Genomic DNA, 20,554 nt, shown 5'->3' with positions numbered 1-20,554 from the left:
ACACCATGTCGCTCACCACCGAGGAGACCGAGTGGTTCTCGCAGACCTTCGCCCAGCTCGTCGCCAACGTCGAGCAGGCGATCGTCGGCAAGACCGAGGTCGTCCGGCTGGCGTTCGTCACGCTGCTCGCCGAGGGGCACCTGCTGCTCGAGGACTACCCGGGCACCGGCAAGACCTCGCTCGCCCGCGCCATCGCCCAGACCATCCAGGGTGACCACCACCGGATCCAGTTCACGCCGGACCTGCTGCCCAGCGACGTCACCGGCGTCACGATCTTCGACCAGCGCTCCCAGCAGTTCGAGTTCCACCAGGGCCCGATCTTCTCCAACGTGGTGCTGGCCGACGAGATCAACCGCGCCTCGCCCAAGACCCAGTCCGCGCTGCTCGAGGTGATGGAGGAGAACCAGGTCACCGTCGACGGCGTGACCCACCAGGTCGGCCAGCCGTTCATGGTCATCGCCACCCAGAACCCGATCGAGCAGGCCGGCACCTACCGGCTGCCCGAGGCCCAGCTCGACCGGTTCCTGATCAAGACCTCGCTCGGCTACCCCGACCACGAGAACACCGTCCAGATCCTCGCCAACGCGCCGAAGGGCAAGGCGGCCACCGTGCTGCGCGCGATCATCAGCGGTGACAACGTGCTCCACCTGATCCGGCTCGCCCAGCAGGTGCACGTCGAGCCGACCATCTACGAGTACGTCTCGAGCATCACCGAGGGCACCCGCGAGGCGCCCGAGGTCGTGCTCGGCACGAGCGTGCGCGCCGGCCTCGCGCTGGTCCGCGCCGCCCGGGCCCAGGCGCTGTCCTACGGCCGCAGCTACGTCGTGCCCGACGACGTGAAGACCCTCGCCGTGCCGGTCCTGGCCCACCGCATGGTCCTCGACCCCGAGGAGGACTTCCGCGGTACGACGACCCAGGACGTCGTGCGCCGGGTGCTCGAGCGCGTCTCGGTCCCGCTGGAGCCCGCCCGTTCATGAAGGGTCCCCGCTCCTGGGCGGCCGGCCTCCGCCGTACGCTCACCGACCTCTCCCGGCGCCGCCAGGCGCTGGCCGGCCGACTGCGTGACGGCATCGCCGAGCGCACCCGGCGGGTCCGCGGCGTCGTCGAGCCGATCACCCAGACGGTCACCCCGGCCGGCTGGGTGGTCGCGGTGATGGCGCTGGCGCTGCTGGTCGCCGGCCCGATGCTGCACTGGCGCGAGCTGGTCGTGGCGGGGGCCTTCCTGGCGCTGGTGCTGCTGCTCGCCGTGGTGTTCGTGATCGGCCGGCTGCCGCTGCTGGCGCGACTCGACCTCGCCCGGGACCGGGTGATCGTGGGGGAGCGGGCCAACGGCTACCTGACCGTCGCCAACCCGAGTGCGCGGCGATCGCGCTCGCTCGTGGTGGAGTTCCCGGTCGGCGCCGGCCGGGCGGCCTTCGAGCTCCCGGGCCTGGCGCCCGGTGCCGAGCACGAGGAGCTCTTCGCGGTCCCCACCGCGCACCGCGCGGTGCTCGACGTCGGCCCGGTCACGGCGGTACGTGCCGACCCGCTGGGCCTGCTGCGCCGTGAGCGGCACCTCAGCGAGATGGACACGCTCTACGTCCACCCCAAGACCCTGCGCGTCGAGGGCTCCGCGGCCGGCCTGGTCCGCGACCTCGAGGGCCGCACCGTGCCCAAGGTGTCCGACAACGACGTGTCCTTCCACGCCCTGCGCGGCTACGTCTCCGGTGACGACCGGCGCCACATCCACTGGAAGTCCAGCGCCAAGACCGGCACCCTCATGGTCCGCCAGTTCGAGGAGACCCGGCGCTCCCACCTGCTCACGATGGTGAGCTCCCGGCTCGAGGACTACGCCAACGACGACCAGTTCGAGCTGGCCATCTCCGTCGCCGGCTCGCTCGGCACCCAGGCGCTCGCCGACGGCCAGCAGCTCAGCGCCGCGTCGTCGCACGGCTCGCTGCCCGCCACCAGCGCCCAGCGGTTCCTCGACGGCCTGTCCGGGCTGACCTACGACTGGCAGGCCGGCCGTCTCGTCGACGTCGCCCGCCACCTCAGCGGCGACGAGCTCGCCGCCAGCGTGATGGTGCTCTGCATCGGGTCCGGGGTCTCGATCACCGACCTGCGCCGGGCGCGCCAGTACCTCCCCGTCGACACCCGGGTGATCGCGGTGCGCTGCCTGGTCGGCGAGGAGCCGTCGGTGCGCTGGCTCGGCGACCTGGGCGTCGCCACGGTGGGCCGCCTCGAGGAGCTCGGCGTCGCCGTACGACGGGTGTCTGCATGAGCCACCCGATCGGCGCCCCCGTCCCGCCCCCCGCCCGCGAGCGCAGCGGGCCGGTGATGATCGTCCCGCACCGCCGCCGCGGCCAGGGCGCCCTGCCGTCGTGGTGGCTGGTGCTCGTCGACGCCCTCCTGGTCATCGGACTGGGTGTCCTGTGCGCCTGGCCGCTGGGGCAGGCCTGGACCGGCCACCGCTGGCTGGTCGCCGTCGTCGTCGGCCTGGCCCTCGGCGTGGCGGTCGCCTGGGCCGGGGCCCGGTGGCGGTTGGGGCCGTGGCTGACCGCGCTCCTCGTGGCCGCCGCCTACCTGCTCGTCGGGTCCGCCGTCGCGGTCCCCAACCGCACCCGCAACGGCTTCGTGCCGACCGCCGACTCGCTGCGCGACCTCGTGGTCGGCCTGGTGCAGTCGTGGCGGGAGTCGCTGACCCTGCCGGTGCCTCTCGGGGAGACCGGCGTCGTGCTGATCGTGCCGCTCGTGACCGGCCTGGTCGGCGGACTGGCCGCCGGCGTGCTGCTGTGGCGATCGCGCTGGCCGGGTCTGGCGGGCGTCGTCCTGGCGCTGGTCCTGGTGCTGGCCTCCGCGTTCGGCGACGTGAGCGCGCAGGCGGCGCTGACCCGCGGCCTGGTCGGCGCGGTCGTCGGCCTGGTCTGGCTGCGCTGGCGCTCGCTGCGCCACGTCCGGGCCCGCTGGGGACGCCGGGTGCTCGCCACCCTGGTCGTGGTCGGCGTCGCCGGCGGTGCGGCGACCGGGCTGGGTGCCCTCGCCGATCCCCAGGCCAACCGGGTCGTGCTCCGCGACCACGTCGACCCGCCGTTCGACCCCCACGACTACCCGAGCCCGCTGGCGAAGTTCCGTGCCTACAAGAAGGAGCCGCTGCGGACCGAGACCTCGCTCTTCTCCGTCGACGGGCTCGAGCCCGGCACGCTCGTCCGGCTCGCGGTGATGGACACCTACGACGGGATCGTGTGGAACGTCTCGGGCGGCCCGAACGCCGCCCACGACTCCGGCACCTTCCGCCGGCTGCGCAACGACCCCGACGCCAACGCCCGGGCCACGGTCCGCGGCGAGATCACGGTCACCGGTTACACCGGCGTGTGGGTGCCGAGTGTCGGTGAGACGCTCTCGATGACCCCGGTCAAGGACGGCCGCACCGACGGCGACGCCGCCGCCGAGCTGGTCATCAACCGCGAGACCGGCACCGTCGCACAGATCGGCGGCGTCGAGACCGGCACCACCTTCGAGGTCGAGGCGATCGACCCGCCGCCGCTGGTCGACGAGGAGATCGCCGTGCTCGCCGCGGACCGCTCGGTCTCGCTGCCGGCGCCCGCGATCGTGCCCGAGGAGCTGGTCGACCGGGTGCAGCGCTGGCAGGTCGAGGACGCCTTCGGCGGTGGCGACGGCGGTCCGCTGGCGCAGTTCCTCCGCGACGCCTTCCGCGAGCACGGCTTCTACTCCGACGGAATCGACGACGACGTCCCCGCCGGTCACGGCGCCAGCCGCCTGGCCGAGCTCGCCAAGACGCCGACGCCGGTGGGCGACGCCGAGCAGTACGCCGCCGCGATGGCCCTGATCGGCCAGCGGATGGGCCTGCCGATCCGCGTGGTCATGGGCTTCAAGGTGCCGCCGGGCGGGGGAGAGGTCCGCGGCGAGAACGTCAGCGCCTGGACCGAGGTCAAGCTCGCCGGCGCCGGCTGGGTGCCCTTCGACCCGACCCCTCCGGAGGAGAAGAAGCTGCGTCGTCCCAACGACGACCCCAACGAGGACCCGCAGCCGCAGGTGCTCCAGCCGCCGCGCGTGCCCGGCGAGCCGAAGGAGGCCAGCGACAACCTCCAGCAGGGCGACGGCCAGCGCAAGGAGCTCGACGTCCTCGCGGTGCTGGGCACGATCCTCGGGATCGCCTTCGACATCGCCAAGGTGGCGCTGCTGCTCTCGCCGCTGTGGGGTGTGCTGCTGTTCAAGTTCCTGCGTCGGCGTCGTCGACGCCGCGCCGACGACACGACGCTGCGCCTGACCGGGGCCTGGCACGAGCTCGCGGACCGGGTGCGTGACCTCGGCGTGCGGCCGATGCCGGGCGCCACCCGCCGTGAGAGCGCGTACGCCGTCGCGGAGCGCTACGACGCCGTCCCTGTCGTCACGCTCGCCCACACCGCCGACCGCCACGTCTACGGCGACGGGGAGCCCACCCCCGAGGAGGCTCGCGCCTACTGGGCCGACGTCGACACGGCGCTGCGCCGCATCCGCAAGGCGACGCCGTGGTGGCGCCGCCTGGTGGCCCGGTTCTCCCTGGCCTCGGTGCCGTGGCGCTCCGGCCTGGAGCGGCTCCGCTCCGCGCTCGGGCGGCGGGTGCGTGGTGCGGGACGCTGGTTCGCCGGGCTCGGCCCGGTGGTCCGGGTCCGCGCAGGTGGGCGTCGCCTGGTGCGGGGAGTGCTGGGGATCTTCCGCCGCTGAACGGGATCGATCCGGGGGTGCGAGGCGCAGAGGTCCGTTCCTGGCGCAGAAGGGGACGACCCCAGCCGATTTCTGGAGCCCACCTCCCGGCCAGGGCCTCGCCGTCGTGGGCCCGAGATGTCGGCGCCACACGTCGACTGTCTGTGCGCTACCCCTTGCGGGCGCGAGCAAGCCCTGAGGCAGGTCGGCGACAGAGTCCCGTGGGGTGGTGAGCTGTGAGGTGATCCTCGGTGCCTACTCGCCGCTGTCGATCGCGGTTGCCGACGCAAGATCTCGTTCTCCTGCTCCAGCAGCCGGATCCGCTCCTTGGCCTCACGCAACTGGGCGTTGTCGGCCGCGGTGGTCCCAGGCTTGATCCCGTCCTCGACGTCGGCGGTCTTCATCCAGTTCGTCAGACACGACTCGCTGATCCCGAAGTCGGCAGCGATCTGCTTCAAAATGGACGCCCGGCTCACGGTTCCTCGCGACACGGACCACTTCGTCGCGGAACTCCTTGGGGTACGGCTTCGGCACAGTGCACGTCCTTCCAGCGGCGCCCCTCGGCACCACAGATCAGCTGTGACCTATCCGTGCAGCAGGCCCAACTAGCCCTTCGCTGCTGTTTCTGCCTCTGCGGCGAGCTTGCCGAATGTGTAGCCTCTCCAACTGCTCATCTCGCCACCTGGTGTGGTCTCGAATGAGATCGCTTGGGGGAGGGTGCCCCGGACGACGATCGCATCCTCGGCGATTCCCGGTGCTGGTTCGACCCGAACTAGGGGGCCCGGAGGGGCTGCCCAGCGTTCGCCCATCACAACCACCCGGGTTGCGGCTGGAAGCGCCTTGGCGAAGGCGTCAAGCCCGGTGATGGTCGAAGGAGCGCCTGCCTTGCGGGTGGACTGGCCCTTCTGGTCGATGACCTCAATCCCTCTAGAAAGCGCGACATAGACGTACTCCTGGTCACCAGTGCTCGGCGGTCGCCGGTAGGTGTGACCGACCTTCACCCGCACCAGAGCGAACTTCTCCCGGATGTCTGGGTATCCGAGTCCAGATTCGGACTCGAGCACAGTCGGACCGTCTTCGATTCCGTCGATCGTCCCGGTGACGGCGATCGTGATTCCGGGGACCTTCAGTAGAGCTTGGGGCGACGGGAACGATTCTGCGTCGATGCTGCCGCCGGCAGCGAGAATTGAAAGGTCGACCTTAGAGCTCTGATCCGCCGTCGAGGAAGCCACTGCGGGATCTCTCGCCGCATCGTCCGTTGAACATCCAGCGAGCACCACTGCTGCTGACGTCAGCGCCACAATGTGCCTGCTCCTGCCCTTGATCGCGGCCCGCAACTTGCTCTGATGTGCACCTGTCTTGGTCATGTTTCTCTCACCACCAGCTCTGTACATGGGCGATGTGGTGGGCACCGTACGTGCGGGTCCACGCTTGGCCACCACCCTGGTACCCCGAGATCATGCAGCTGTCGTACGAGTCCGGAGACGCGTAGTAAGGATCGCCGTTCCCATAGTGGGCCATCCCGGCCGTGTGGCCGATCTCGTGGCACACCGTCTTTCGCGCCGCATATTCAGTCACCCCGCCGTAGTTCCTGAGCTCGGAGAAGTTGATCCTGACGCGCCAGCGATCACAGAAGCCCGTCGACGGATTGGTCACGGCGCACTGCGTCGATCCCCAGGCCTGAATGCCGAGGAACTCCTGACCGATACGTACGTCGGTGCCGGTCTGGCAGGGACTGTGCATGGCGACGCCGACTCCAGTTTGAGACTGGAAGTTGGTCATTGACGCGATCGATTCACCTTGAACCGTGCCGTTCGGAGGGTAGTCCGGCGCCCAGCAATACGTATGGGTCCCTCTGTCCGGAACAATGCCCGGAGCGGGCCATATGTCAGCCCTGGCAGGTGTCGCTGTGAGGGTGATCGTCAGCGCCGTCGGCACTGTCAGCGCTTGGAAAAGAAGTAGGAGCCGGCCGGCGGGCCGGCGTCGCCTGGTTCTGGTTGGGTTCATCGACGTATCTTCCGAGAGCGTGTCCGCGTATCTCAGGAGATCGCCGGACGCCAATACGACGTCGTGGGCCCCCCGCTTTGGTTCCTAGATTTTTGCGCGAGGGTTTACCAGAACACGCAGGTTCGAGGCGGGCATCCCCTCGAGTGGACTCCCTGACGGTTGGTCGCGGCGGCGGCGCCTGGGTGGGCACGACGGCGTGGCCGTTGAGGAACGCCTCGGTCGCATGGGGGTCTTCTCCATTCTCGATTTTCCAGGGTGTTGCGAGGATGAACGGGCACTCCGGGGAGGTGCGCACTGGCACCGTGTGAGGTCGCGGCCGTCGCGGTCAACGGGTCGGGCTGATCTGGGCCCGAAGTCCGGACACACGTCCGGTGAACCGAGGGATCTAGGCGGTCAGCGACCGAAAGAGTCCCGTGGGGTGGTGGGCTTTGAGGTGATGCGCTCGCGGGAACGTCGCGAACGCCAGCACTTCGGCCTTCGCCTCGTCCATCAGCGGACCGATCTTGGGGAACGACTTGGTGAGCTGGTCGCGGACCTCGTCCCACGCAGGGCGACCGCGTCGGCGTCGGGTTGTGCGAACGCGGGGCGGAACACTGCGGCGACCATCCCATGACGGGTGGACGTGCGACTTCGGTACGTGGGCGAGCAGGTTGCGGGCGAAGTGCACTCGACACCGCTGGTGGCCAGCGCCTTGGAACGACCGCTTCAGGGCCTTGACCAGGCCGGCGTGCTGATCACTGATGACGAGCTTGACCCCGTGCAGTCCGCGCTGCTTCAGCGTGGCGAGGAAGCCGCGCCAGAACGTCTCGTCCTCCCCGATCTGCGCGCGTGAGCCGTCGGCGGCGATCCCGGTGGCGACCACGACCGCCATGGACACCACCTGGGAGGTGATGTTGCGGACGTTGAGGTAGGTCGCGTCGAGGTAGACGTAGGGGAACTCGATGTGGTCCAGCGGCCGGGTGTGGAACGCCCCGACCTGCTCGTCCAGGCCGGCGCAGATCCGGGACGCTTCGGACTTGGAGATGCCCGAATCGGAGCCCATGGCTTCGACCAGGTCGTCGACGCTGCGGGTGGATACGCCGTGGACGTAGGCCTCCATCACGACCGCGTACCACCATGGCAGGGCTTGGTCGATGCGGCGGCGGGGTTCGGAGGATGACGGGTAGAAACGATCCCTTGCGGAGTTTGGGGATGCGCAGCTCGACGTCGCTGGCCTTGGTCGTGAGCATCCGTGGCCGGTGGCCGTTGCGTTCTGTGACCCGTTCGGGGGTGCGTTCGTAGGGTGCGGCGCCGATGCGTTCGGTCGCTTCGATCTCGATCAGTTCCTGGAGCGCGACGCGGACCGATTCACGCAGGTCGACGCCGTCGCCGGTGCGGAGCGCCTCGAGGAGCTCGGACAGGGCAGACTGGGGCAAGGCAATCAGTGGTTCTCCTTCAGTGCGTGCTTGGCCGTTACACACCGAAGATCCCGCCGATGGCCGTCTACCTCAGACAGCCCCGCCGTGGTCCCTCAAACCCACCACTCCCGGGGACTCTTACCAGGTCGTCGTCTCGGCAATCTCCGGCGATCGGGCACGGACGCTCGCATGCTCGAGATTGTGGGCGCGGCCCGCAAGGTCGGCTGGCGCTGTCCCCGGATCGAACGTGGGCGGGCCTGCCTGACGTACCGTTGGCTCAAGAGGCTCCTGCGGCACGTCCGGTGCCGTGATGAGCGCGACGAGAGGCGGCACCATGGGTGCGCCCAGATTCCACTACCCACACAGGTATCCCGACGCGCTCGGACTCCTGAGACTGCGGTTGACCGACGCGCCCCACGGTGCCGTCGCCGACGGGATCTGGCTGCCCTACGGCCGCGACCTGGTCCGCGAGGGAGCGCACCTGATCGACGAGTTCCCGGCGGATCGGGGTCGCGTCGACCGCCTGGTCTACGCTCCGGGCGACTGGGGCGTCGCCGCGAGCGAGATCTTCACCCGGCACGGCCGGGTCAAGGTCGGCTTCCTTCCCGAGGCCCGCGGACGCGGGGTGGTGCTGATCCGTCTGCACACCTCCGAGGTGCTGCGGATCCGCATCGTGTGGCCGGACAGGCTCCGTGACGAGGTGTTCGATCCGGACGCTGCCGCGAAGCCGGAGGGTGTTGGCGATGCACGGTAGCGTCGGAGGTGACCGGTCACCCTGAGGCCCACTCCTGGACGCCCGGACCGGTCGAGAGGTGGCCGTCATGACGACGCCAGGCACACCCGCTCTTCCCGCCCCCGACCTGACGGAGGGTCGTGGTCCTGCGCAGGCGCCCGTCCGCCAGCCGCTCCGGCTTCGCATGGCCCGGAAGGGGGAGGGCAACCGGCTCGACGGGGGCTGGTGGCCGCAGAGCCGGGACCTCACGGTGGAGCTGGCAGACCTGGTCGACCACTTCCCGCTCGCCAGCGGTCGCGTGGTGCGAGCTCTGTTCTCCCCACCCGACTGGGATCCCGCGCCGCGGAAGGTGGGCGTCGAAGGCGGGTACGTCAAGGTCGGGTCGTTCCCCGGCGATGACACGCACCTCATCGACCTGAAGACTGCCGACCGCACCGTGCTCCACGTCCTCGTGATTCCTCCGGGTTTCAGCGAAGGTCAGGGCGCCGAGGCGCTGCTGGCGGCTGCGACACCAGGCAACTCGGATGCTGCCGGCGACCTGCTGTCCGTCGTGTCCGAGCATCAGGACGTCGATCCGGCCGACCACTGGGAGGACGACGGCGGCCACTGGTGGGGCGACGGCAGGGTTGCTCCGTCCTTCCGGACGGAGATCCGGAACGGATGAGGTTCTTGGTCGAGTCATCGGTTGCCCGAGAGGCGGCGTGGTGGCTCATCGACGACGACGGTCTCGTTCTCGCCTGGTCAGGCGTCACGTTCGCGAGCCTGGCGATCGCCGACCACGCGGCGCACCGGTTCCGGCTGGAGCCCGACGGCCGTGAGTTCCGGCTTCAGGAGCGTGCAGGGAGCTCGTGGCGCTGGACCGCCTGGGATGCTTCCGGTGAGCGGGTCGCCGTTTCTGGGGACTGGTTCGCGACGAGAGCAGAGGCCGGTGACGCGGCGAGAAGGATGGCCGGCCTCGCCGGCGCAGCCATCGGCCCGTGAGCGGGCTGCGGCGCGCCTGCGCGCCGTAGCCCGACGACTGGTCTGGACCGGTCCTGTGATCTCCGTCCCGGACCGGGGCGGAGCCTTGCTCCGGGGCGTCACCTGTGGGGATACTCGTAGAAACTAGAACGTGTTCTACATGGGGTGAGCAAGGTGTACGACTTCAACGACCACGGCGCCGGGGCGCCCGACGGCGGCGGACCGCACCGCGGGCTGCTCCTGCTCGAGTTGCCGCGCTGGAGCGTGGAGTACGGCGCGTCCCGCCTCGTCGACCTCGCCCGCACGGCCACCGCTCCGGTACTGCCGGGCGAGCGCGACCTCGGCCATGGCCGGCCGGTGCTCGTGCTTCCGGGCTTCTCGGCCAACGACCGGCTCACCGGGCGGCTCCGCGGACACCTCGCCCAGCGCGGCTGGGACGTCCACGGCTGGAACCTGGGCAGCAACCACGGCCTCACCGAGAGGATCGTCACCGGCCTGCCGCGACGCTTCGCCGAGATCGCGGACCGGTACGACGAGCCGGTCGCCGTCGTGGGCTGGAGCTTCGGCGGCCTGCTGGCCCGCTGGCTGGCCCACGAGCACCCCGACCGGGTCCGCCAGGTGGTCTGCCTCGGCTCGCCGTGGCGGGCCGAGGGGGAGCGCACCCGCGCCACCGGGATGTTCGAGAAGTCGCGCGAGAGGCACGGCATCGTCGCCGACGCCCGCGAGATCGTCGACCGGCTCCGAGGCCCGGTCCCGGTGCCGCTGACCGCGGTCTGGTCGAGGACCGACGGCATCGTCCCGTGGCGCGGCTGCACGGTCGAGGAGCAGGACGGCGGTCCCGGGAGGGCTCCCGCCGAGAACGTCGAGGTGGTCAGCAGCCACGCCGGCATGGTCGCCAACCCGCTCGTGCTCTCGGTCGTCGTCGACCGGCTGCGCCAGGACCCGGCCGCGTGGCGGGCGTTCGCCTGGTCGCGGCTGGTGCCGGGGCTGGTACCGGGTATCGCATCGTGAGCGCGCTCGCGGGCCGCGACCCGGCGTACGTCGCCAAGGCACTGCCGCTGCTCAAGCTGGCGATGCGGGCCTACTTCCGCTCCAGCGTGAGCGGCATGGAGAAGGTTCCCGACGGTGGCGCTCTCATCGTCGGCAACCACTCCGGCGGCCTGACGCCGATGGACGTGCCGATCATCGCCGTCGCCTTCGCCGACGCGTTCGGCGCCGAGCGGCCGCTGTACTGCCTGGCCCACGACATGCTCTTCACGGGTGCGGCCGGTCCGGTGATGCGGAGGTTCGGGTTCGTCAACGCGACCCGCGAGGCGGCTCACGAGATCCTCACCAGCGGCGGCGTCACCATCGTCTTCCCGGGCGGCGACCACGACACGTTCCGCCCCACGCTGCAGTCGAGGGTCGTCGACTTCAACGGGCGCACCGGCTACCTCCGCACGGCCCTTCGGGCCGGCGTACCCATCGTCCCGGTCGTCTCGATCGGCGGCCAGGAGTCGCAGCTGTTCCTGACCCGAGGCGAGTGGATCGGCAAGCGCTCGCCGCTGCGCAAGGTGATGCGCACGGACCTGTTCCCGATCGGCTTCGGCTTCCCCTTCGGGCTGTTCCCGGCGCCCCTCAACCTGCCGCTGCCGACCAAGATCACCACCCGGGTGCTCGATCCGATCGACGTCGAGGCGGAGTTCGGGCCCGATCCCGACCTCGCCGAGGTCGACCGCGTCGTCCGCGGCCGGATGGAGGACGCGCTGGCCGAGATGGCGCGCAAGCGGCGCTTCCCGGTGCTGGGGTGAAGGCCGTGCTCGCCAGGCTGCGCACCCAGCTGTGGGTGTTCCGGATGCTCGTCACCAGCCGGATGCTGGTGCCGATGAGTCCGGCGAAGTACGTCCGGCTGGCGCGGATCCTGCGCCAGCAGGGCACGAACGCGACGACGAGCTTCGCCTTGGCCGCCGTACGACGCCCGCACGGCCCGGCCCTCGTCGACGAGCGCGGCACGCTGAGCTGGCAGGACCTGCAGGACCGCTCCGCCGCCCTGGCAGCGGGCCTGCTCGAGGTCACCGGCGGGCCGGTCGAGACCGTCGCGATCCTGTGCCGCAACCACCGCGGCTTCGTGGACGCGCTGATCGGCAGCTCGCGGCTCGGCGCGAGCGCGCTGCTGCTCAACACCGGTTTCTCCGGGCCGCAGCTGGCCGACGTGATGGAGCGCGAGGGAGCCCGCGTCATCCTGTACGACGAGGAGTTCGCCGGTGTCGTCGCCGACGCTCGGGCCCGGGTCGACGGGCTGGTCGAGCTCCTCGGCTGGACCGATTCCCCCGTCCCCGCGGGGGTCCTGAGCATCGACGGCCTGATCGCGGAGCACGCCGGCCAGGTGCCGCCGAAGCCGGCGCGGCGGGGGCGCGTGGTGCTGCTGACCTCCGGCACGACAGGGACGCCGAAGGGGGCGCGACGCAGTGGAGGCGGCGCGGACGAGCTGGCGGGGATGCTGGAGAAGATCCCGTGGCGCGGCGAGGAGACGGTCGTCGTCGCGGCGCCGATGTTCCACGCCTGGGGCTTCGGGCAGCTGGTCATCGCCGCGACGATGACCTGCACCGTCGTCACGCGGCGCAGGTTCGACCCCGAGGCGACCCTCGCGCTGGTCGAGGAGCACGACGCGAGCGGGCTCAGCGTCGTACCCGTCATGCTCGAGCGGATCATGGACCTGCCGGCGGCCACGCTGGACCGCTACGCGCTGCGCTCCCTGCGCTTCGTCTCGGCCAGCGGGTCGCGGATGAGGCCGCAGTCGGTGACCGCGTTCATGGACCGCTTCGGCGACCTGGTCCACAACAGCTACAACGCCACCGAGGCCGGCCAGATCAGCGTCGCCCAGCCCGCCGACCTGCGCCACGCCGCCGACACCGCGGGCCGGGCCGTGCGCGGCACCCTGCTCCGAGTGGTCGACGACGCCGGGCGTGAGGTCGGGACCGACGTGGTCGGCCGGATCCTGGTCCGCGGTGCCTCGCCGTTCGACGGCTACACCGCCGGCGCGTCCAAGGAGTTCATCGACGGCTACATGGTCAGCGGCGACGTCGGACGCCTCGACGCTGCCGGCCGGCTCTACGTCGTGGGCCGCGACGACGACATGATCGTCTCCGGTGGCGAGAACGTGTACCCGATCGAGGTCGAGAAGGTCCTCGGCGCCCACCCCGCCGTGCGCGAGGTGGTCGTCATCGGTGTGGACGACGAGGCGTTCGGCCAGCGGCTGGCGGCGTACGTCGCCCTCTCGGGGGAGGCCACTCCTGACGAGCTCCGCGCCCACGTGAAGGACCGGCTCGCCGGCTACAAGGTGCCGCGCGACGTCGTCCTCCTCGACGCGCTGCCCCGCAACGCCTCGGGCAAGATCATGGTCCGTGAGCTGCCGGGGGTGGCGTCGTGACCCGCCCGGCGATCGAGCGACCAGCTATCGAGAGGATGGCGGGGATCGACGCGGGATTCCTCTACATGGAGACGCCGTCGGTCCACATGCACACGCTCAAGATCGCGGTGCTCGAGGCCGACGACGCCCTGACGTACGACGCATTCGTGGCCGGCATGCTCGCCCGCCTCAAGCGGCTGCCACCGCTGCGCCGCCGTGTCGTCGAGGTGCCGTTCGGGCTCAACCACCCGGTGTGGGTGACCCAGCCGCGGATCGACGTACCTCACCACATCCGGCGCCACCGTGTCGGCGGTGACGGCACCATGCGCGAGCTGGAGCAGCTCATCGGCATGATCGCCAGCACCCCGCTGCACCGCGACCGGCCGCTGTGGGAGCTGCACTACTGCGAGGGACTCGAGGGCGGCCGGGTCGCCGTCGTCGGCAAGATGCACCACGCCCTCGCCGACGGAGCCGCCGCCAACGCGCTGCTCGCCAATGTCACCGACGTGCGCTCCGCGGCCACGCCGGAGGCGGTCCAGGAGGAGTACGCCTCGACCGACCGGCTGCCGAGCAGGATCAACCTGCTCCGGCACGCCTGGGCCGACGCAGCTGCCCAGATCACCTCCATCCCGGCGCTGCTGCTGCGCACCCTGCTCGGCATCCTCGGCGTGGTCCGCGAGCGGCGGGCCGGTGCGAGATCTCCGGTGCCCGTGCTGCACGCGCCCCGCGTGTCCTTCAACGGCGCCCTCACGCCGCTGCGCTCCTTCGCGACCGTCACGCTGCCGCTCGCCGAGCTCAAGCGGGTCCGGGCCCAGCACCGGGCCGCCGGCCTCGAGGTGACCCTGAACGACATCGTCCTCGCCATCACGTCGGGTGCCCTGCGCCGCTGGATGGCCGAGCACGACGAGCGGCCGGCGTCCTCGCTGCTGGCCGGCGTCCCGGTGAGCGCCGACGAGCGCGACGCCGTACCCCGTCTCGGCGGCAACCGGGTCTCCAATCTGTTCACCACCCTGGCCACCGACGTCGACGACCCGGTCGAGCGGCTGCGGACCATCGCCCGGACCACCGCCGACGCCAAGCGGATCAACGCCCAGCTCGGCTCCTCGATCCTCGCCGACTGGTCGCAGTTCACCCCGCCGCGGCCGTTCGCGGCGGCGGTGCGCGCCTACTCGCGGCTGAACGCGGCGTCCTGGCATCCCGCCGCCTTCTCCGCGATCGTTTCCAACGTCCCCGGCCCCCGCGAGCCGGCCACCGTCGGTGGCGCTCGCCTCGCCGACCTGTTCAGCGTCGGCCCCCTCGTCGACGGGATCGGGCTCAACGTCACCGTCTGGTCCTACGTCGACCGGATGAACTTCTCGCTCCTGGCCTGCCCCGACCTGCTGCCCGACGTCCACGTGCTGGCGTCGTACCTCCCCGCTGCCCTGGCCGAGCTCGACCTCGAGCCGCCCGCGGCGGCCCCCACCCTGCGAAGGAACCCCGCGTGACCGCTCGTGTCATCAAGTCCGTCGGCCTGACCGTCGGCCGGACCGCCGTCCGCACTGTCGGCGGCGCCGCCGTGTACGGCGTACGGACCGGCATCCGTCGTACCCAGCGCTTCCCGGCGCTGCCCACGCTGCCGCCCGGACGCCTGGTCGAGCTGCCCGGGCGGGGGGAGACCTTCGTCGTCGACACGGGGGAGCCGGCTCCCGGCGCACCGACGCTGCTGCTCTTCCACGGGCTGGCCACGACGTCGTACCTCACCTGGTTCAGCACCCTCGACGAGCTCGCGGCGAGCCATCGCGTCGTGATGCTCGACCAGCGCTGGCACGGCCGCGGCATCGTCTCGGAGCGGTTCTCCCTCGAGGACTGCGTGGACGACGCGGCCGCCGTCCTCGACGAGCTCGGCATCGCCTCGGTCGTCGCCGTCGGCTACTCCATGGGCGGCGCCCTGGCCCAGCTGTTCTGGCGCCGGCACCCCCGGCGCACGGCCGGGCTGGTGCTCGCCTCGACCGCGGCGTGCTGGAACGAGAGCCGCGGCGACGCGGTGTTCTACCCGACGCTCGGCCGGGCCAACGACCGGTTCCGCGACCACTTCCGCGAGCGGGTGCGCGAGGTGCGCGCCGGCCTCGGCGAGGACCGGCACGTCGGCGACGAGATGTCGACCTGGGCCTGGGGTGAGTTCCGCAGCACCAGCGCCTGGGCGATGCCCGAGGTGCTCGGCGCCCTCGGCGGCTTCGACGCGCGGCCCTGGCTGGGCGAGATCGACGTCCCCACCGCCGTCGTCGTCACCGGCCGCGACCACGCCATCGCGACCTCACGCCAGCGCGCCATGGCCGCCGCCATTCCCGGCGCGAGTGTCCATGAGACGCCCGGCGGCCACGCCTCGGTGGTCTTCGACGTGCACCGGTGGCGCCCGGTCTTCCTCGCCGCCGTCGAGGGCGTCGTGTCCGAGCTTGCGAGGACACGAGACACGGCCGAAGGTTGAGGAGCGTCGGCTCGGCCCGAGCCTGCGAGGGCCGAGTGACGCGTCTCGAAACCGGGTGAGGTGCTGCCCGGACTTTCCTGGGTCCCTAGCTCTGATGCACGTAGTTGTCGAGCTGGTCGCGCTCGAACTGCAGCTGGTCGATCTTGTGCTTGACCAGGTCGCCGATGCTGACGATGCCGACCACCTGATCGCCGTCGGTGGCGGGGATGTGGCGGAACCGGCGCTCGGTCATCACGGCGAGGACCTCGTCGAGGTCGTCGTCGGGGGAGCAGGTGCTCACCTCGGTGGTCATGATCGCCGAGACGACGTTGTTGATGACCGTGCCGTCGCTGTGCAGGTGGCGTACGACGTCGCGCTCGGACACGATCCCGTCGAGCGAGGTGCCGTCGGAGCTCACCACCACCGCACCGATGTTGTGCTCCGAGAGGAGCGCGAGCAGCTCGCGGACCCCCGCCTCGGGACTGATGGTGACCACGTCGCGAAGCGACTTCGACTGGAGCACGTCAGCGATGCGCATGTGACGCAGGTTACTCGGCGTCGCCCTCGTCGTCACTGCCCTCGTCCGACACGCGGTGCCGGCGGGAGCGCAGGTCGGACACGCTGCCCGGTCCGGTACGCGGCCAGTCGGGGTCGTCGTCGAGGTCGCTGACGCTGCCGAGGAAGGACAGCGCGGCCTCGTGGAGGTGTCCGTTGCTGGCCAGCGCGTTGCCGCCCCACGGGCCCTCGCGGCCCTCCAGCGAGGTGAACCGGCCGCCCGCCTCGCGCACGATGATGTCGAGCGCAGCCATGTCGTAGACCTCGAGCTCGGGCTCGGCCGCGATGTCGACGGCGCCCTCAGCGAGGAGCATGTAGGACCAGAAGTCGCCGTACGCCCGGGTCCGCCAGACCCGGCGCATCAGCGCCAGCATGTCCTCGCCGAGACCGCGATCCTCCCAGCCGCTGATCGAGGAGTACGAGAACGAGGCGTCCTCCAGCCGTCGTACGTCGGACACGTGGCACTCGGTCGCCTTCATCAGCGACTTGCCGGTCCACGCGCCCTGGCCGGCCGAGGCCCACCAGCGGCGCTGCAGCGCGGGCGCCGACACCACGCCGAGGACGACCTCGTCGTCGACGGCCAGCGAGATCAGCGTGGCCCACACGGGCACGCCGCGCACGTAGTTCTTGGTGCCGTCGATCGGGTCGATGATCCAGCGTCGCTGCGAGTGCCCGGAGGTGCCCTGCTCCTCGCCCGTGACGGCGTCGCGGCTGCGCGCCTTGGAGAGGGTACGGCGGATCGACTCCTCGACCGCCTGGTCGGCGTCGGTCACCGGCGTCAGGTCCGGCTTGCTCATCACGTGCAGGTCGAGCGCGCGGAACCGGGCCTGGGTGAGCGAGTCCGCGTCGTCGGCGAGCAGGTGCGCCAGACGCAGGTCGTCGGTGTAGTCGGGGGCAGCCACAGGGGCACCCTAGCCGTCGGGCGCCGCGCGACCGGCGCGGGTGCGGCTCCCGTGACCAGCGGTCGTGCAGGATTCAACCATGGAGATCAACGGCCTTCCGCTGCACCCGCTCGCCGTTCACGCCGCCGTGGTGCTCGCGCCGCTCGTCGCCCTCCTCGCCCTCGCCTCCCTCGTGCCGTCCTGGCGCGACCGCCTGCGTTGGCCGCTCGTGGTCGGTGCCGTGATCGCGATCGGCGCGGTGGTGCTGGCGTTCGTCTCGGGCAACAGCTTCCGCGACGCCAACGAGTTCTTCTCGACGCCGCCCTCGGAGATCACCCGCCAGATCGACCACCACCACTCGCTGGCGCTCAAGCTGCTGTGGACCTCGATCGGGTTCAGCGTCGTCGCATTGGTCTCCGGCCTGCTCCACCCCAAGGAGGGCGCGCTGCGCTGGCTGCTCGGCGTCCTTCTCGCCGCCGGCGCGGTCGCCGTCATCGTGCTGGTCGCTCTCACCGGAGACGCGGGCGCCAAGGCGGTCTGGGGCGGCTTCAACGGTTGAGTTGCCGCATCCTCACCGTTGAGTTGCCCCGAACTCGCCGTTGAGTTTCCGGCAGCGGCAACTCGACGGTGAGGATGCGGCAACTCGACGGTGAGGATGCGGCAACTCGACGGGTCAGTAGTCGGTGACCGACCGCGCGGCGAGCAGCCGCCGGAACGAGGCCACGCGCTCCGGATCGGCTTCACCGGCCGCCACGGCCTCGTCGAGCCCGCACTCGGGCTCGTCCTCGCCGTGGGTGCAGCCGCGCGGGCAGTCCTCGGTCATCTCGTCGAGGTCGGGGAACGCCTCGATCAGGTGCTCGGGCTGGACGTGCGCGAGACCGAACGACCGGATGCCGGGGGTGTCGATGATCCAGCCGTCACCGTCGGCCAGGGGCAGCATCAGCGCCGACGTCGACGTGTGCCGGCCCCGACCGGTCACCGCGTTCACGTGCCCGGTCTCGCGGCGCGCGTCGGGGACCAGCGCGTTGACCAGCGTGGACTTCCCGACGCCGCTGTGCCCGATCAGCACGCTGGTCTCGCCGCGCAGCCGGTCGTGCAGCGCGTCCAGGCCGATGATCGCGCGGTCGGCGCCGCGGCGGGTGACCTCCCACGGCACCCCCAGCGACCGGTACGTCGCCAGCAGGGTCTCGGGGTCCTCCAGGTCCGCCTTGGTGAGGCACAGCAGCGGCGCCATCCCGCCGTCGTACGCCGCCACCAGGGCGCGGTCGATCCACCGCGGCCGGGGCTCGGGGTCCGCGAGGGCGGTGACGACGACGAGCTGGGTGACGTTGGCGACGATGACGCGCTCGACCGGGTCGTCGTCGTCAGCGGTACGGCGCAGCGTGCTGCTGCGCTCGAGCACCTCCACGATCCGCGCGAGCGAGCCGTCGGCACCGGACACGTCGCCCACCACGCGCACGCGGTCGCCGACGACCACGCCCTTGCGGCCCAGCGGGCGGGCCTTCATGGCCAGCACGGTGCGGTCGTCGATGAGCAGCGTGAACCGGCCGCGGTCGACGGTGACGACGAGACCCTCGACGGCGTCGTCGTGGGTGGGGCGATCCTTGGTCCGGGGGCGGGTACGACGACGCGGACGCTCGTAGTGCTCGACGTCGTGCTCGTCGTACCGCGGCATCAGAACAGCCCGGACCAGAAGCCGGCGAAGTCGGGGAAGGTCTTGCTGGTGGTCGCGACGTTCTCGACGAGGACGCCGGGGACCGCGGCGCCGACGATCACGCCGGCGTGGGCCATCCGGTGGTCGGCGTAGGTGTGGAACACGCCGCCCGTCAGCGCCGCCGGGCGCAGGGTCAGCCCGTCGGCGTGCTCGACGACGTCGGCGCCGAGCGCACCCAGCTCGTGCGCCAGCGCGGCCAGCCGGTCGGTCTCGTGGCCACGGATGTGGGCGATGCCGGTCAGGTGCGAGGGCGTCTGAGCGAGCGCGCAGAGCGCGGCGATCGCGGGCGTGAGCTCCCCGACGTCGTGCAGGTCGGCGTCCAGTCCCTGCAGCCCGCGCCAGCCGTCGGCGGGTCCCGTCACCCGCAGCCCGTCGGACTCCCGCTCGACCGTGCAGCCCATCCGCGCCAGCAGGTCGCGCAGCGTGTCGCCCGGTTGGGTGGTGGCGCTCGGCCAGTCGCGCACCAGCACCGAGCCGCCGGACACGGCCGCCAGCGCCAGGAACGGCGCGGCGTTGGAGAGGTCGGGCTCGATCGCCTCGTCGTGGGCCGCGATCGGGCCGGGGGCGACCGCCCACCGGTTCGCGTCGCCGTCGTCGACCGCGACACCGCGGTCGCGCAGCATCGCGATCGTCATCTCGATGTGGGGGAGCGAGGGGATCGGCTTGCCGTCGTGACGCACGTCGATTCCCGCCTCGAACCGCGCGCCCGCGAGCAGCAGAGCCGAGACGAACTGCGAGGACGCCGACGCGTCGATCACGACGGTCCCGCCCGGCACTGTTCCCGCGCCGTGCACCGTGAACGGCAGCGCGCCGTCGGTGTCGTCGATCGCCATCCCGAGCCCACGCAGGGCAGCGAGGATCTCGCCGACCGGCCGCTTGCGCATGTGCTCGTCGCCGTCGAAGGCGACCTCCCCGCGCACCAGCCCGGCCGCGGGCGGCACGAACCTCATGACGGTCCCGGCCAGCCCACAGTCCACCGACGCCCGGTCGCCGGCGACGGCACCGTCGAGCGGGGTCACGGTCCAGTCGTCGCCCGAGGTGTCGACACGGGCACCCAGTGAGGTCAGCGCCTGCGCCATCAGCAGGGTGTCGCGCGAGCGCAGCGCCCGGCGTACGACGGACGGCCCGTCCGCCAGCGCCGCGAGCACGAGCGCCCGGTTGGTGAGCGACTTGCTGCCCGGCAGCGTCACCGTCGCGTCGAGGGGCCCGGTGGTGGTGGGCGCGGGCCAGGGGTCGGCGTGCGTGGCGGGAGTCGTCATCTCCCGGCTGAGTCTAGGAGACCCGCGCCCTCACCCGGGCGCCCACCAGCGCGGCCTCGCGCCGAGCGTCGTGGGTGGCGTGCCGGGCCCGCCAGGCGACCCCCGGCTTGCCGGCGGTGTCGAGCGCCGCGATGAGCAGGCCTCCGGCGAGGGCGGTGTTCTTCACGAAGTGGGTCAGCTGCTCGCGGCGCTGCTCCTTGTCGGTGGCCTCCCAGAACCGGTACCGCGCAGCGGTCGACGGCACCAGGGTCCCGCCGAGCAGCGCGGCGGAGAGCCGCGGGAAGTGGCCGGTCGCGAGTGCCAGGCCGGCGACGACCTGCACCGCGCCGCTGGCCCGCACCCACAGCACGGGGTCGCGCGGCACGGAGACGCTCTCCGGGGTCGCGTTGTCCAGCGCCGGCGCGAGCGTCTCGGTCACGGGTGCCGCCTGTGCAGCCAGCGCGGGAGCCTCGCGCAGGTCCTGGGCACCGTTGGCGAGGAAGTACGACGCCAGCAGCGGTCGGGCGATCAGTCTGCTCAGAGCCATGGCCGGTC

Annotated in this window: 20 protein-coding genes and 1 pseudogene; 12 read left to right on the top strand and 9 right to left on the bottom strand. The window is 71.5% G+C overall.

The genetic code is table 11. The annotated features are described in order from the left end of the window. The first annotated feature begins 5 nt into the window (after positions 1 to 5). Genes QI633_RS16720 through QI633_RS16710 form a run of 3 tightly spaced genes read left to right on the top strand, consistent with a single transcriptional unit; the run spans position 6 to position 4,704 of the window. The gene (locus tag QI633_RS16720) at positions 6 to 977 is read left to right on the top strand and encodes a MoxR family ATPase (protein WP_141798169.1); all 972 of its coding nucleotides are present in this window, start codon (positions 6 to 8) and stop codon (positions 975 to 977) included. Beyond that, complete coding sequence (locus tag QI633_RS16715; protein ID WP_141798170.1) at positions 974 to 2,260, top strand: DUF58 domain-containing protein; 1,287 nt, start codon at positions 974 to 976, stop codon at positions 2,258 to 2,260. The genes QI633_RS16720 and QI633_RS16715 overlap by 4 nt, the downstream gene beginning before the upstream one ends. Then, positions 2,257 to 4,704 (top strand): transglutaminase domain-containing protein, encoded by a 2,448-nt coding sequence (locus QI633_RS16710; RefSeq protein WP_282426385.1) that lies wholly within the window; start codon positions 2,257 to 2,259, stop codon positions 4,702 to 4,704. The genes QI633_RS16715 and QI633_RS16710 overlap by 4 nt, the downstream gene beginning before the upstream one ends. 584 nt (positions 4,705 to 5,288) lie before the next feature. On the opposite strand, the gene QI633_RS16705 is transcribed toward QI633_RS16710, so the two are convergent. From QI633_RS16705 to QI633_RS16690, 4 genes and pseudogenes are all read right to left on the bottom strand, one after another. Further along, positions 5,289 to 6,050, bottom strand: a complete 762-nt coding sequence (locus QI633_RS16705; protein ID WP_141798172.1) for a hypothetical protein — start codon at positions 6,048 to 6,050, stop codon at positions 5,289 to 5,291. Between the two features lie 7 nt (positions 6,051 to 6,057). Then, positions 6,058 to 6,465 (bottom strand): hypothetical protein, encoded by a 408-nt coding sequence (locus QI633_RS16700; RefSeq protein ID WP_141798173.1) that lies wholly within the window; start codon positions 6,463 to 6,465, stop codon positions 6,058 to 6,060. Positions 6,466 to 7,075: 610 nt separating this feature from the next. Continuing rightward, on the bottom strand, positions 7,076 to 7,813 hold the full coding sequence (locus tag QI633_RS16695; RefSeq protein WP_282429311.1) for a transposase: 738 nt from the start codon (positions 7,811 to 7,813) through the stop codon (positions 7,076 to 7,078). 112 nt (positions 7,814 to 7,925) lie between these two features. Further along, positions 7,926 to 8,150: pseudogene (locus tag QI633_RS16690) on the bottom strand (transposase); the annotation flags it as partial. A gap of 337 nt (positions 8,151 to 8,487) precedes the next feature. Here QI633_RS16690 and QI633_RS16685 point away from each other — a divergent pair. From QI633_RS16685 to QI633_RS16650, 8 genes are all read left to right on the top strand, one after another. After that, positions 8,488 to 8,841 (top strand): DUF5994 family protein, encoded by a 354-nt coding sequence (locus tag QI633_RS16685; RefSeq protein ID WP_141798174.1) that lies wholly within the window; start codon positions 8,488 to 8,490, stop codon positions 8,839 to 8,841. Positions 8,842 to 8,908: 67 nt separating this feature from the next. Beyond that, positions 8,909 to 9,484, top strand: a complete 576-nt coding sequence (locus QI633_RS16680; RefSeq protein WP_141798175.1) for a DUF5994 family protein — start codon at positions 8,909 to 8,911, stop codon at positions 9,482 to 9,484. Continuing rightward, positions 9,481 to 9,801 (top strand): hypothetical protein, encoded by a 321-nt coding sequence (locus QI633_RS16675; protein WP_141798176.1) that lies wholly within the window; start codon positions 9,481 to 9,483, stop codon positions 9,799 to 9,801. Before QI633_RS16680 ends, QI633_RS16675 begins: the two co-directional genes overlap by 4 nt. Positions 9,802 to 9,945: 144 nt before the next feature. Continuing rightward, complete coding sequence (locus QI633_RS16670; RefSeq protein ID WP_282426384.1) at positions 9,946 to 10,791, top strand: alpha/beta fold hydrolase; 846 nt, start codon at positions 9,946 to 9,948, stop codon at positions 10,789 to 10,791. Then, on the top strand, positions 10,788 to 11,570 hold the full coding sequence (locus QI633_RS16665; protein WP_222117794.1) for a lysophospholipid acyltransferase family protein: 783 nt from the start codon (positions 10,788 to 10,790) through the stop codon (positions 11,568 to 11,570). Before QI633_RS16670 ends, QI633_RS16665 begins: the two co-directional genes overlap by 4 nt. Next, positions 11,567 to 13,189, top strand: a complete 1,623-nt coding sequence (locus tag QI633_RS16660; protein WP_141798178.1) for an AMP-binding protein — start codon at positions 11,567 to 11,569, stop codon at positions 13,187 to 13,189. The genes QI633_RS16665 and QI633_RS16660 overlap by 4 nt, the downstream gene beginning before the upstream one ends. Beyond that, a complete protein-coding gene (locus QI633_RS16655; protein ID WP_282426383.1) occupies positions 13,186 to 14,652 on the top strand; it encodes a wax ester/triacylglycerol synthase family O-acyltransferase in 1,467 nt (488 codons plus the stop codon). Before QI633_RS16660 ends, QI633_RS16655 begins: the two co-directional genes overlap by 4 nt. Next, entirely contained in the window at positions 14,649 to 15,632 is a 984-nt protein-coding gene (locus QI633_RS16650; RefSeq protein ID WP_160158220.1) for an alpha/beta fold hydrolase, read from the top strand. The genes QI633_RS16655 and QI633_RS16650 overlap by 4 nt, the downstream gene beginning before the upstream one ends. 85 nt (positions 15,633 to 15,717) lie before the next feature. Here the strand turns inward: QI633_RS16650 and QI633_RS16645 are convergent, their stop codons facing one another. Both QI633_RS16645 and hisN read right to left on the bottom strand, forming a co-directional pair. Beyond that, entirely contained in the window at positions 15,718 to 16,149 is a 432-nt protein-coding gene (locus QI633_RS16645; protein ID WP_141798180.1) for a CBS domain-containing protein, read from the bottom strand. Between the two features lie 10 nt (positions 16,150 to 16,159). After that, complete coding sequence (gene hisN, locus QI633_RS16640; protein WP_141798181.1) at positions 16,160 to 17,068, bottom strand: histidinol-phosphatase; 909 nt, start codon at positions 17,066 to 17,068, stop codon at positions 16,160 to 16,162. A gap of 79 nt (positions 17,069 to 17,147) precedes the next feature. On the opposite strand from hisN, the gene QI633_RS16635 reads away from it, so the two are divergent. After that, complete coding sequence (locus QI633_RS16635; RefSeq protein ID WP_282426382.1) at positions 17,148 to 17,606, top strand: DUF2231 domain-containing protein; 459 nt, start codon at positions 17,148 to 17,150, stop codon at positions 17,604 to 17,606. Positions 17,607 to 17,720: 114 nt separating this feature from the next. Here the strand turns inward: QI633_RS16635 and rsgA are convergent, their stop codons facing one another. From rsgA to QI633_RS16620, 3 genes are read right to left on the bottom strand one after another with little or no spacing between them, the layout of a single operon-like run. Then, entirely contained in the window at positions 17,721 to 18,722 is a 1,002-nt protein-coding gene (rsgA, locus tag QI633_RS16630) for a ribosome small subunit-dependent GTPase A (RefSeq protein WP_282426381.1), read from the bottom strand. Further along, positions 18,722 to 20,020, bottom strand: coding sequence for a 3-phosphoshikimate 1-carboxyvinyltransferase (aroA, locus tag QI633_RS16625; protein WP_282426380.1), 1,299 nt, complete (start codon positions 20,018 to 20,020; stop codon positions 18,722 to 18,724). Before aroA ends, rsgA begins: the two co-directional genes overlap by 1 nt. A 13-nt stretch (positions 20,021 to 20,033) precedes the next feature. Continuing rightward, a complete protein-coding gene (locus QI633_RS16620) occupies positions 20,034 to 20,546 on the bottom strand; it encodes a DoxX family protein (protein WP_141798185.1) in 513 nt (170 codons plus the stop codon). Positions 20,547 to 20,554: the final 8 nt, after the last annotated feature.

Origin of the sequence: Nocardioides sp. QY071 (assembly GCF_029961765.1) — a bacterium.
GTDB lineage: Bacteria > Actinomycetota > Actinomycetes > Propionibacteriales > Nocardioidaceae > Nocardioides.
The sequence above is the reverse complement of the archived record's forward strand: the minus strand, read 5'-3'. Positions and strand labels throughout refer to the sequence as shown.